This window comes from Streptomyces sp. NBC_00878 (genome assembly GCF_026341515.1).
Lineage (GTDB): Bacteria > Actinomycetota > Actinomycetes > Streptomycetales > Streptomycetaceae > Streptomyces.
This window is the reverse complement of record NZ_JAPEOK010000001.1, coordinates 7,046,557-7,058,379: the sequence shown is the minus strand read 5'-3', so window position 1 is coordinate 7,058,379 and position 11,823 is coordinate 7,046,557. Positions and strand designations below refer to the sequence as shown.

10 protein-coding genes are annotated in these 11,823 nt (G+C 70.0%); 5 read left to right on the top strand and 5 right to left on the bottom strand.

Going from position 1 to position 11,823, the window contains the following annotated elements; translation table 11 throughout:
* The 3 genes from OHA11_RS30655 to OHA11_RS30645 are packed head-to-tail and all read left to right on the top strand — an operon-like array spanning position 1 to position 2,986.
* The gene (locus OHA11_RS30655; RefSeq protein ID WP_266501983.1) at positions 1-1,149 is read left to right on the top strand and encodes a glycosyltransferase; all 1,149 of its coding nucleotides are present in this window, start codon (positions 1-3) and stop codon (positions 1,147-1,149) included.
* Positions 1,146-1,805, top strand: a complete 660-nt coding sequence (locus OHA11_RS30650; RefSeq protein WP_266501982.1) for a lipopolysaccharide biosynthesis protein — start codon at positions 1,146-1,148, stop codon at positions 1,803-1,805. The genes OHA11_RS30655 and OHA11_RS30650 overlap by 4 nt, the downstream gene beginning before the upstream one ends.
* Positions 1,802-2,986 (top strand): GNAT family N-acetyltransferase, encoded by a 1,185-nt coding sequence (locus OHA11_RS30645; protein ID WP_266501981.1) that lies wholly within the window; start codon positions 1,802-1,804, stop codon positions 2,984-2,986. Before OHA11_RS30650 ends, OHA11_RS30645 begins: the two co-directional genes overlap by 4 nt.
* Here OHA11_RS30645 and OHA11_RS30640 read toward each other — a convergent pair.
* Complete coding sequence (locus OHA11_RS30640) at positions 2,929-4,272, bottom strand: glycoside hydrolase family 26 protein (RefSeq protein ID WP_266501979.1); 1,344 nt, start codon at positions 4,270-4,272, stop codon at positions 2,929-2,931. The genes OHA11_RS30645 and OHA11_RS30640 overlap by 58 nt on opposite strands.
* Before the next feature lie 201 nt (positions 4,273-4,473).
* Here OHA11_RS30640 and OHA11_RS30635 point away from each other — a divergent pair, with 201 nt between their 5' ends.
* The gene (locus OHA11_RS30635) at positions 4,474-5,733 is read left to right on the top strand and encodes an ATP-grasp domain-containing protein (RefSeq protein ID WP_266501978.1); all 1,260 of its coding nucleotides are present in this window, start codon (positions 4,474-4,476) and stop codon (positions 5,731-5,733) included.
* Entirely contained in the window at positions 5,733-6,986 is a 1,254-nt protein-coding gene (locus tag OHA11_RS30630) for an NAD(P)-binding domain-containing protein (RefSeq protein WP_266501977.1), read from the top strand. The genes OHA11_RS30635 and OHA11_RS30630 overlap by 1 nt, the downstream gene beginning before the upstream one ends.
* 68 nt (positions 6,987-7,054) lie before the next feature.
* On the opposite strand, the gene OHA11_RS30625 is transcribed toward OHA11_RS30630, so the two are convergent.
* From OHA11_RS30625 to OHA11_RS30610, 4 genes are all read right to left on the bottom strand, one after another.
* Positions 7,055-7,819, bottom strand: a complete 765-nt coding sequence (locus tag OHA11_RS30625) for an LPXTG cell wall anchor domain-containing protein (protein WP_266501976.1) — start codon at positions 7,817-7,819, stop codon at positions 7,055-7,057.
* Positions 7,820-8,538: 719 nt separating this feature from the next.
* Complete coding sequence (locus OHA11_RS30620) at positions 8,539-8,853, bottom strand: hypothetical protein (protein WP_266501974.1); 315 nt, start codon at positions 8,851-8,853, stop codon at positions 8,539-8,541.
* Between the two features lie 464 nt (positions 8,854-9,317).
* Positions 9,318-9,662 carry a hypothetical protein gene (locus tag OHA11_RS30615; protein WP_266501973.1) on the bottom strand — a complete coding sequence of 115 codons (345 nt, stop codon included), beginning with the start codon at positions 9,660-9,662 and terminating at the stop codon, positions 9,318-9,320.
* A gap of 150 nt (positions 9,663-9,812) precedes the next feature.
* Complete coding sequence (locus OHA11_RS30610) at positions 9,813-11,753, bottom strand: long-chain fatty acid--CoA ligase (RefSeq protein WP_266507582.1); 1,941 nt, start codon at positions 11,751-11,753, stop codon at positions 9,813-9,815.
* Between the last annotated feature and the right edge of the window lie 70 nt (positions 11,754-11,823).

Sequence of the window (11,823 nt, the reverse complement as noted above, 5' to 3'; positions counted from 1 at the left end):
ATGAAAGGGCTGCACATCATCACCGGTCTCGGCGTCGGCGGCGCCGAACAACAGCTCCGCCTGCTGCTGCAGCACCTCACCGTCGACTGCGAGGTGGTGGCCCTCACCAACCCGGGCGCCGTCGCCGACGGGCTTGTTGCCGACGGCGTCCGCGTGCACCACCTCGGCATGGGCGCCAACCACGACCTGTCCGCGCTCCCCCGCCTGATCCGCCTGATCCGCGCGGGTGGCTACGACCTGGTCCACACCCACCTCTATCGCGCCTGCGTCTACGGCCGGCTGGCCGCCCGACTCGCCGGTGTCAGGGCCGTGGTCGCCACCGAACATTCCCTCGGCGACTCCCAGATGGAAGGCCGGAAGCTGACAGCGAGCGTCCGCGCGCTCTACCTCGCCAGCGAACGTCTCGGCTCCACCACGGTCGCCGTCTCCCCCGCTGTCGCCGACCGCCTCAAACGCTGGGGCGTGCCCTCCCCTCGCATCGAGGTCGTCCCCAACGGAATCGACCTGGCCCGTTTCCACTTCGACGTGTCCCGGCGCCACCACACCCGCCGACGCCTCGGCCTGCCGGACGACGCCTATGTCGTCGGCGGGATCGGCCGCCTCACCGCGGGCAAGCGCTTCGACGTCCTCATCCGGGCGATGGCCCGACTTCCGGGCGACCACTGGCTGTTGCTGGTCGGTGGCGGCCCGGAGGAGAACGTCCTGCGCCGCACGGCCCACGAGGCAGGCGTGGCCGACCGCGTCCTGTTCACCGGCGAGCGTCCCAACACCCCCGACGGCTCCCCCGGCCCCGACGTGCCCTGCCTCACGGCCGCCATGGACCTGCTCGCTTCGCCGTCCCCGGAGGAGTCCTTCGGGCTGGCGGTCGTGGAGGCCCTGGCGTCCGGCCTGCCCGTGCTCTACACATCCTGCCCGGCGATCGAGGACCTGCCTCCGCAGGCCGCCCCCGGTGCCCTACGCGTGCGCGGCGGCCCCGAGGCGTACGCCCGTGCCATCGCCGCAGTGCGCGCGGCCGGCCCCCAGCCCCGTACGGCTGCGGACGCCGCGCACCGCTACAGCATCTCCCACAGCGCTGCCCGGCTCATGGACGTGTACGCGGCAGCGGTGTCCAGCTCATTGTCCCCCTCACCTCAGGGAGCCTGTTCGTGACGACCGACAAAACCACTCAAGTCCGCCGGCAGCCCGGCCGCCCGGCCCGCACCCGCATCCTGCGGCCCTGGTTGCTGCTCGCGGCCGGCACACTCGTTGGCGGCCTGCTCGGCGGTGCCTACGGCACGCTCAAGGCCCCGACGTACACGGCGACCAGCTATCTCGTCGCTGTACCCACCAACAATTCCGACCCGACCACCGCACTCGGCTTCGCACAGGCGTACGGCCGCGCCGCCACGCAGCTCGCGGTGCTCGGGGACGCGCGATCGGCGGGCGTACCGGTGCGGACTCTTCGGCGGAACGTGCGGACGGCCACCTCGCCGGACGCGCCGATGATCGCCGTCTCGGCCACCTCCCAGCGCCCCGGCCTCGCCGCCGGCATGGCCAACGCGGTCACCGGCGCGCTGACCCGCCACGCGAACAAGACCAAGGGCAGTACCCGCGTCGAACTCGTCCAGTTCTCACCGGCGGTGCGGCCGATCGAGCCGACGTCAGCGTCACGGATGGTGACCGGCCTGGTCGGCACGAGCGCGGGCGGCCTGCTCGGCGGCCTGGCGCTGCTCGTACGGCCGAGGCGGACGGAAAGCGACGAGACCGCCGGACCCGCCTCGGTGCCCAGCCCGGCCACCGCCGCCGACGTGCATGGACAGCTGTGACGGCGGCGTACACGACGGAACTCGTCACCGACGGGCGCGCCTTCGCCGAGGTGGCCCCGGACTGGGGGCGGCTGTACAAGCGGTGCGGCGCGGCGACCCCGTTCCAGAACCACGCCTGGCTGCACTCGTGGTGGCTCTCGTACGGCACGCCCGGTCGGCTGCGGCTTGTGCTCGTGCGCGAGGGTGCCGAACTCGTGGCCGCCGCACCCCTGATGCTCCGGCGGGGCCCAGTGCCCAGGCTCGTACCGCTCGGCGGGGCGATCTCCGACTACGGGGACGTTCTCATTGACGACGAGCGGGCGGACCGGGCGGCCGCCGTGCTCGCCGAGGCGCTGTCGGCCGCCGCCCGCACCGCGCTCATCGACTTCCGCGAGGTGCGGCCGGGCGGAGCGGTCGAGCACGTCTACGAGCGCTGGAGCGGGCCGCGCCGCCGGCTTCAGGACTCGCTGTGCCTGGAGCTGCCCACCGTGCCCATGGACGAACTGGTATCCCGGCTGGCATCCGGCAAGGCCCAGCGAATCCGCGCCAAGCTGCGCAAGCTGAGGTCGCTCGGCGTGGAGCGGCACGTCGTACCGCCGGACCGGGTGGGCGCGTCGCTTCAGCGGCTGCTCGAACTGCACCGACTGCAGTGGCAGGGCCGTAACGTGACGTCGGAGCACCTGCAGACACGCTTCTGCGAGCACCTGGTGCGTTCCGTGGAGCCGATGGTGCGCTCCGGCGACGCGGTGGTCACCGAGTTCCGGCTCGACGACGACGTGGTGGCCGTGGACCTGACGCTGCTGTCGCGGCAACTCGCGGGCGGCTACCTGTACGGCGCCCATCCACGCCTGCGGGAACGCAAAGCGGACGTGGCAGTGATACTCCTCGACGCATGCACGCAGCACACGGGTAACGGCGGACCGGGCACGCTGAGCCTGCTGCGCGGCGACGAACCCTACAAACACCACTGGCGCCCCGAACCTGTCGTCAACCAGCGGCTGCTGCTGGCCCGGCGGCGCACGGCCCCGCTGATGTCGGCGGTAATCGGCGACGTGGCCGCACGGCGGCAGGGCAAGGAGTTGCTGCGTCGCTTCCGGGAGCGGACCGGTGGCGGGACCCGCGAGGGTCCCGCCACCGGTGGCCGCTATCGGCTCCGCAACCACCAGTCGAGGCGCAGGCACAGCCTCCCGCCGAACCAGTAGTCGCCCCAGTCGCCGGGGCGCAGCGGCGAGCAGCCTGTCGGAGGCAACGGTGCGGTGGGCACGGACGGCGTTGGCGGTGTGGGCGAAGTCGCCGGTCCGTCCGCGCTACCGAAAAGAGCGGACCGGTAGACCCAGGAAGATCTGGGATTGTCCGCGCACTGCCAGACTCCGTGCGGGCAGTAGTCGGTCAGCGTGTTGTACAGCGGCTTGTGATCATCGATCCAGGCGAGCATCCGCCGCATGTATTCGGCGTTGTCCCCGTTACGGAAGAGCCCCCATTCGGGATAGGAAATGGGCTTGTTATGGGATTTCGCGAAGTCCACTTGTGCTTGAAGTCCGTATGGCTCTTCCACCTGCTCGTCGAAGGAAACTCCTCGCGGCTGGTCGTACGAGTCCATGCCGATGATGTCGACCGTGTCGTCCCCGGGGTAGCACTGCGTCCAGGGAACGGCGTCCCGTCCCCGGCTCGGCGTGAAGTCGAACCGGAATTTCTGGCCCGGCACCGAGCGCATGGTGGTGACGATCCTGTTCCAGTACGACTTCCATGCCGTCGGGTCGGGTCCACAGCGATGGGTGTAGGTCGTGCCGTTCATCTCCCAGCCGAGCACCAGTACCGTGTCCGGCACGTTCAACGCGACCAGCCGGGCGGCGAGTGCGCGGAAGTGATGGTCGAACTGCCCGGCCGCACCCTGCCGCAGCAGCAACCTGACCTCGGCGTCGGAGACCCCCTCCTCGTTGCGCTCCTGCATGGGCACGTTGAGGACGAAAATCCGGTCGTCCTTCGCCGTGCGCCAGCGCGCCCACGGAGCAAGGAAGGTGTCAGTGCCCTCGATGTTGCTCCAACGGTCCCCCGGCAGATAGGTGTGACCGACGCGCAGCTCGGCGCCACCCAGCCACCCGCTGAGTCCCGGCATGCTGTACACGCCCCGGACTCCGGAGCCGAGGAAGGCGCCGAAGGCGGGGCGCTCCGTGCCGGGCGCCGAGGTCGTCGACGCGACGGCGGAAGAGTTCGGCGGGGCCGGTTTCGACGGCTCGATGACGGGCCGGGTCGTGAGGTCCGGGGTGACCGCGGATGCCTGCGGTGCCGGCGGCGCGGCCGATGCGGCCGATGCGGCCGCCGCGGGCACCGTTGGCGCCGGGGTGGCCGCCATCGGAGCGGAAGGACCGGCGAGGGGCCCCGTCCCCGCTGCGAAGCCGGTACCGGAGGCCAGCGCGGCCGAAACGGCGACCGCCGCCACGACGACCGCCAGCCGCCTGGTCCGGGCCCGACACTGCTGAAGAACCATGCCTGCTCCTTTCTCCGCTCTCCTGCTGTCTTCTGTCCTGGCGTTTCTGCTGCCGCCGTTGTTCTACTCCATTGCTTTCCGTATTACTGACACCCAGTCACATGAAGTCAGTCACATGAAAAGCCATAACGCCACTGTCGTTGCGGCTTTCGAGTGCTTCGCTCGCCCACACGGGTGAGCGAAGCCGAAGGAGTGAAGTCCGTGCAACTACTCGACACTCGCGTCCCCGCCGTTCTGCTGCGGATCGACCGGAATCCCTTTCACCATGGAACACTGGGCGCCGTGCGTTCGCTCGGCAGAGCGGGAGTGGAGGTGCATGTGGTCGCCGATTCCACGGGAAGTCCCGTACCCAGATCGCGTTTTCTGCGGGAAACGCATCCTCCGCCGCAACCCGGGTCGTCCCCCCGCGAGATCGCCGCCGTACTGCGCCGGGTGACCGCCCGGATCGCACGGCCCGCCGTCCTGGTCCCGATGGACGACGCGAGCGCCATCGCCGTGGGCCGCGTGCGTGAGGAACTCGCGCCCTCCTATCTGCTGCCCGCCGGGCCCGGCGGGCTACCCGAACGCGTCGCCGACAAGGCCGGTCTGGCCTCCGTGTGCGCGTCCTTGGACATCGCGCACCCGGTGACCCTGGTCCCGGACAGCCCGGGGCAGGCCGCCGACGCCACCTTGCGGCTGGGACTTCCGCTGGTGGCGAAGTGGAGCCGACCCTGGCTGTTGCCCGCCGACAGCACGCTGCACAGCACGGTGCTGGTGAAATCCGCTCAGCAGGCCCGGGAGCTGTATCTGCGCACCGAGGAGGCCGGCAGCCCGCTGCTGCTGCAGGCGTATCTGCCGCCGGGTCCGGACCGCGACTGGTTCTTCCACGGATACGCCGACCGCTCCGGCGTTGTGCGCGCGGGCGGGCCGGGCCGCAAGCAGCGGGCGTGGCCGCGCGGGGCGGGCCTGACCGCCGTCGGCCGCTGGACGGCCAACCCGCAGGTGCAGGCGCTCGCCGAGCGGCTCACCGGCGATCTCGGCTACCGCGGCATCTTCGACCTCGACTTCCGCCGCTGCGGCACAACGGGCCGCTATCACCTGCTCGACTTCAACCCGCGCCTCGGTGCCCAGTTCCGGCTCTTCTGCGACTCCGCCGGACTGGACGTCGTACGCGCCCTGCATCTCGACCTGACGCACCGTCCCCTGCCGGAGGCCACACCCCTGGTGGGGCGGTCGTTCGTGGTGGAGAACTACGCACCGCTCGCCGCACTGCGGCCCGCGCCGCACGGACGCGAACTGGCCTGGCACGCCCCGGACGACCCGGCTCCCGGCCGGGCGATGTGGGCCCTGTGGTGCCGCCATGTGTCCGGTCGACTGCGGGAGCGGCTGCGCGCGCACCCGTCGGCACCCGCACCCGCACGCGTGGTCCGCCAAGCGGACGCACCGCCCCTCACCGACGACGAGAAAGCGAGGAGTTGCTGATGTACGACTTGCTGGTGGTGGGCGCCGGCCCATACGGCCTGTCCATCGCGTCGCACGCCGCGGCCGCAGGGCTTGACCTGCGCGTCCTCGGGCGGCCCATGGCGTCCTGGCGAGCCCACATGCCCCGCGGCATGTACCTGAAGTCGGAGCCGTGGGCCTCCAACCTCGCCGACCCCGACGGTCGTTGGCGTCTGGACACGTACTGCGCAGCCGCAGGGCTCACGGCGAACCATGCGGAGCCGATCCCGGTGGAGACCTTCGCCGAGTACGGCCTGTGGTTCGCGCGTAACGCCGTGCCCCCGGTGGACGAGCGCATGGTGAGCCGGGTGGCAGCCGGTCCGGTCGGTTTCGAAGCAGTCACCGAGGACGGAGAGGTGCTGCGCGCCCGGACGGTCGCGCTGGCGGTCGGCGTCATGCCCTTCGTAGAGGTGCCTTCCCCCCTGCGTGGCCTGCACCCCGCACTCGTCACGCACAGCAGCCACCACAGTGACCTCGGCCGCTTCCGCGGCATGGACGTCACGGTGATCGGCGGCGGCCAGGCTGCCCTGGAGACGGCGGCACTCCTCGCCGAACAAGGCACGCGCGTACGGGTGCTGGCGCGGGCGCAACGGTTGCGCTGGAACGACGTGCCGCCGCCCTTGCAGCGCCTCTGGTGGCAGTCGGCCCGCACCCCGCACAGCGGCCTCGGCTGCGGCTGGCGCAACTGGTTCTACGCCGAGCGTCCGGACCTCTTCCGTCGCCTCCCCGAGGCGACCCGCACCCGCATCGCGGCCACCGCGCTGGGACCGGCGGGCGCCTGGTGGGTACGGGACCGGGTCGAGCCGGTGGTGGAGATGCTGCTCGGCCGCGAGGTCTCCGCGGCCCGTGCGGTGCCGGGCGGCGTACGGCTGGAGACGGTGAGCCGGACCGGGGAGCTGAGCTCTCTGGATACCGAACATGTGATCACGGCCACGGGGTTCCGGGCAGGCCTGGACCGACTCGACCTGCTCTCCGCCGAGTTGCGTGGGAGCCTGGCAACAACGGCCGACGGCTCCCCTGCTGTCGGGCGGGGCTTCGAGTCCTCGCGCCAAGGACTGTTCCTGGCAGGCCTGGCGACCGCCTCCGCCTTCGGCCCGGCCATGCGCTTCGTCCACGGAGCGACCTTCACGGCGACGACACTCGTACGAGGAGTGCGCCACCGACTGCGCACCGCCGCCCCGCCCGTCCAGGTGATCCCCGAACCGGTGGGCCGGAGGCGCGCAGAAGCATCTTGAAAGACGCACCGTCGACGAAGGGGGTGCCGGGTGCCGGAGGCGCTTCCTCCGGCACCCGGAGCGGAACGCTATCGACCGGACCCGGCTCGGCCTCGTCGGTACAGGATGGCGCCGCTCGTCAACAGCAGCGCGGCGATGCCCGACGCCGCCAGTACCTGCTCATTGGTGCCGGTCTCGGCGAGGGAGGGCGGTTGCGTCGGAGGCGAGGCAGGTGGCGTCCGCGGCGGGGTGCTGAGCGCAGTGGTCGGGGGCGCCGATGCGGCCGGTGACTTCACCGGTGGCGTGGTGGGAGGCGGTGACGCCGACGGCGTGATGGGGGGCTTCGTAGGCGGTTTGCCGCCGTCACCGTAGCCGCTCTCGTCGTCACCGTAGCCGCCGGCGTCACCGTAGGCGCTCTCGTCACCGTAGCCGCCGCCGTCGTCGTCGTCACCGTAGCCGCCGCCGTCACCGTAACCGCTGCCGTAGCCGCCATACCTGGCAGCGTCGCCGTGACGCCCGTGGTCGCCGTGCTCACGGCCGTCAGCCTGGGCGGAGTCACGGACAGCACCCTGCCACCCACTGTGGTTCGAACCGCTGATGCGGGCGTTCACCGGGGACGGGTCGGGCGCGGTGTTCACGTCGCTGGTCTTGGGGCTCGCGCTCGCGGGAGCGTTCTCCGGGTTGTGGAGGGCGCTGTCGCCGGGTAGCGCAGCAGGCGTGTCGGACAGCGCGCCGGATACGCCCCCTGAGGTCTCCTCGGAGCGGATGTCCGCGAACGCCGGCGTGCCGTACAGGGACAGGATGCTCGTCGCGGCGGCGGCCACGACCATTCCCCTGCTCAGATTCTGTCGCAATCTCGTGTCTTCCTACTCGAGCCAAGTGGGAATGCCTGCCTTGGACCTGTTCCGGTTCCAGGGCCGGCCCGTGCCGCAGCCCTTCGGCTGGTGGTGCGCGGCTTCCTGTTCGTGTTGTCGCACCGGACGTACCGACGCCGATTGCGGGACCGCAACGGGACCGGGTCCCTGCAGCGAATGCAAGGACTGGATCTCTCGTCAGGTCCTCCCCCTCCCCCTCCTCCCCCGACCGCGCCGGGGAGCGGCTTCACGCCTGCCGTGGTTTCGCTGCCGTTTGATTTTCTGACTGGTGAGATGATGGGATCCGGTGAAGTGCCAATACCGACAGCCGGGGCACCGGTAGATCCGGTCGGGAATCTTTTCGATCAGCGGCTGTCTGACAATCCAGGCGCGAGCCTCTCCCTCAGTACGGAACGAGGCCTTTCCCGTATCCGGGCAACGCGGCAGGACGATCGTGTCGCTCATTTTCCCCTCCGATGCACACCGATTTTCCGATCACCTGCGGCATGATGATTTTACGGTGATCAACACTGATCCAGAGAAAGGGAAAGCGCCTCTCCCGCGGCGGATGAGAATGTTTCCTCATCCGCCCTTCAGGGAAAGACGCTTTCAGGATGGAACACGATCCCTCAGGGAATCGAGAACGGGTACCCCTGACTGCCGCACCGGATTTGGACAGTCACGAAGCGGGACCAGGGGCTCCGTTCACCTCTTCGACGTCAGGGGGTGAGGATGCCGCCGAGGTCGGCGAGCGACCCGACAAGACCGTCGTACTCGACCTCGTTGTCGTCGCTCGTCGCGTTGTTGTTGTAGATGTTGGTGTAGCCGACCTGGCAGTTCGGCACCGGGCCGTTGCCCGCCGTGTCAGCGCTGGCGTGGTCCCCCTCCACCTCGGCCTCGGCCACAGAGTTGCCGCAGATGTACGGGTCCTCCGGGTGGCCCCCGCCGAAGGCGGTGGCAGCCGTCGCGGAACCTGCAACCAGGGCCACCGCAGCGAGGGTCGAGGCGGCGCCCAGCTTCATGGTCTTGCGCATTTATATCTCCGTTTCTCGGTTCTTTCCGTTCGGAAGAACGGGACCGATATTGCCCCAATAACCCGAGCCCGCACCACTTGAGAGGGCCCCGACCCCGGAACTTCATCCATACAGCCCCGAGTGGTGATTGATATGAATTACAGAACGCCCAGGTCAGGCCAGGTCGGTCATCGAATGGAGTAATGACACAGGCACCTACAGCGCCTACGAATCGAGTTGAACAACCATTCAATCTCGAACCTCCACCCGAATATGCAGCCGAAATCGCGCATTCGCCCGCGGCCCCGGCCCCGCGGTATCGACCACCAACGCCCCCGGGTGCGGGGCGGGCAGACGCAAAGCCTCTGGGCCGCGCTCAGCGCGATTCTCTGGCGGCCGGCAGCCGCCGTCCATGCAGGCCCCGACAAGCACGGAATGGACGGCGGCGTCCGTGTCCGTCACACGGTGCCCGCATGCGAGTGTCGTCAGGGGGTGCAGATCGTGGTGCTCTCGCCGTCGGCCTCCAGCGTGGCGCAGACCGGCAGGAATCTGGGCACGGTGACGGCGAGGGTCTGTCGCACATCGGCCTCAACGGTCTGCTGCAGATTCACGATTTCGGTGCCACCCGCGGAGATTCTCACACCGAGGGTCTGCGTCTCGTCACACTCGACGGCGAGAGTGACAGTGCTGGTCACGACGTTGTCGACCTTCACGAGGGCGACGTTGCAGGGGAAGTTCTGCTTCGCTGCCGCCTGCGCAGGCACAGCGGCGAAGAGCGGGGCGGAAGCCAGCAGCACGGTGACTGCCGAACGGATCACGCGGTGAGGCATCGATTCTCTCCCATACGTCACTTGGGCAGGCCGCCGCACGGGGGCCTGCCCTTGATTGCGGCGCCCGAATATCCCTTAAGCGCCTTTCGTGGAGATATGATCACGGGCGCATGACGCCCGCAACACGTGCGTGTTGCCCGGCGCCGGGGCTCAGCTCGTACTCCTGCGCATGCCAACCCCGTACAGCGACTCGATCGCCGCCGCGTACGCCGCCGTCACCGCGTGGCGTCTGATCTTCATCGACGGGGTGAGGAAACCGTTCTCCTCGGTGAACTCGCCCTCCACCAGCTTGAATTCGCGGATGGACTCGGCGCGGGAGACGGCCTGGTTGGCGTAGTCGACGGCCTTCTGGACGTCGGCGCGCATGCGGGGGTCGGTGACGATCTCAGAGAGCGGGGTGTCCGGGGACATGCCGCGGACGTAGAGCCAGTGGGCGAGGTCCTCGCGGTCCAGGGTGATCAGGGCGGCGACGTAGGGGCGGTTGTCGCCGACGACGACGCACTGGCCCACCGGCGGGCGGCTGCGGAGACGGTCCTCCAGGACGGCCGGGGAGACGTTCTTGCCGCTGGACGTGACGATGATGTCCTTCTTGCGGCCGGTGATGGTGAGGTAGCCGTCCTCGTCGAGGTCCCCGAGGTCGCCGGTGGCGAACCAGTCGTCGGTCAGGACGGCGTCGGTGGCGGCCGGGTTGTTCCAGTAGGCGCCGAAGACGATGCCGCCCTTGATGAGGACCTCACCGTCGTCGGCGATACGGATCGCCGTACCGGGCACGGGAAGACCGACCGTACCCGGGCGTGGTTTCAGGGGCGGGACGATCGTCGCGGCGGCAGTGGTCTCGGTCAGACCGTAGCCCTCGTAGACGATGATGCCGGCGGCGTAGAAGAAGAGGTTGAGGTCGCGGTCGAGCGGGGAGCCGCCGCTGATGGCATAGCGCGTGCGGCCGCCGAGTTCCCTGCGGATGCGGCGGTAGACCAGCAGGTCGTACAGGGCCCAGGCGGCGTACAGGCCGGGGCCAGGCCCCTTGCCGCGGCCGAGGAACCGGTCGAGGTGCGCCTCGCCGAAGCGGACGCCGACACGGAACGCGCGGTCGAAGGAGGCGCCGCGGCCGATTCGTTCGGCGGTGGCGCGGCCGGCGCCGTGGATCTTCTCGAAGAGGTACGGGACACCGACCAGGAAGGTGGGCCGGAACTCCCGTAGCGCCGGGCGGAGTTCGGCGGTCTTGATGCTCGGCCAGTGGCCCAGTTCGATCCGGGCCGTCAGACAGGCGATCTGGAGGCTGCGGCCCAGGATGTGGGCGAGGGGGAGGAAGAGGAGGGTCGAGGCGGTCCGGCCGGTGACCGCCTTGAAGACGGGGTGCAGCAGCTCGACCGTGTTCGCGGCCTCGGTACGCAGGTTGGCGTGGGTGAGGACGCAGCCCTTGGGCCGGCCGGTGGTGCCGGAGGTGTAGCAGATCGTCGCGACGGTGTCGGGGGTCAGAGCGGCGCGACGCCGGGTGACCTCTTCGTCGGGGATGCCGCCGCCCAGGGCGGTCAGGTCCGAGATCGCTCCCCCGTCGATCTGCCACACCTGCGGGGGTTCGGGGTGGTCGGCCGTGCCGGTGGCGACCGTCGCCGCGTTCTCGGGGGTCTCGACGACGATGAGGCGGGCGGCCGAGTCGCGGACGATCCACTCGATCTGCTCGGCCGACGACGTGGCGTACACGGGAACGCTCAGGCCGCCCGCCGCCCAGATCGCGAAGTCGAGGAGCGTCCACTCGTAGCGCGTACGGGACATGACCGCGACGCGGGCGCCCGGTTCGAGGCCGGAAGCGATCAACCCCTTGGCTACGGCGGTGACTTCGCGGGCGAAAGCGGCGGCGGTCACCGGCCGCCAGGCGCCTTTCTCCAGGCGGCGGAGGACCACGGCGTCGGGGGCCTCGGCCGCGTTGGTGAAGGGCAGGTCGGCGATGCTGCCGGTGGCGGCCTCCGGGGCGAGGGCCGCCATACGCGCCTCGCGGACGACCCCGTGGTGGTCCTTGGTGATCTCGACCCTGGTGCGGTCCGCCAGATCGGTGCGCTTCTTCGCCTGTTTCAGGTCCTTGCGTACGCCCATGACGACTCCCGGTCGCGGTTCGCGCTGCACGGTTGGCGCGTACTTACTTCCGGGTCAACTTACTCACGCG

What these genes read in the sequence shown, in the direction of transcription:
- OHA11_RS30620 (WP_266501974.1), bottom strand. Translation starts at nt 8,853, where the DNA reads ATGCGCAAGACCATGAAGCTGGGCGCCGCCTCGACCCTCGCTGCGGTG.
- OHA11_RS30630 (WP_266501977.1), top strand. Translation starts at nt 5,733, where the DNA reads ATGTACGACTTGCTGGTGGTGGGCGCCGGCCCATACGGCCTGTCCATC.
- OHA11_RS30655 (WP_266501983.1), top strand. Translation starts at nt 1, where the DNA reads ATGAAAGGGCTGCACATCATCACCGGTCTCGGCGTCGGCGGCGCCGAA.
- OHA11_RS30610 (WP_266507582.1), bottom strand. Translation starts at nt 11,753, where the DNA reads ATGGGCGTACGCAAGGACCTGAAACAGGCGAAGAAGCGCACCGATCTG.
- OHA11_RS30615 (WP_266501973.1), bottom strand. Translation starts at nt 9,662, where the DNA reads ATGCCTCACCGCGTGATCCGTTCGGCAGTCACCGTGCTGCTGGCTTCC.
- OHA11_RS30640 (WP_266501979.1), bottom strand. Translation starts at nt 4,272, where the DNA reads ATGGTTCTTCAGCAGTGTCGGGCCCGGACCAGGCGGCTGGCGGTCGTC.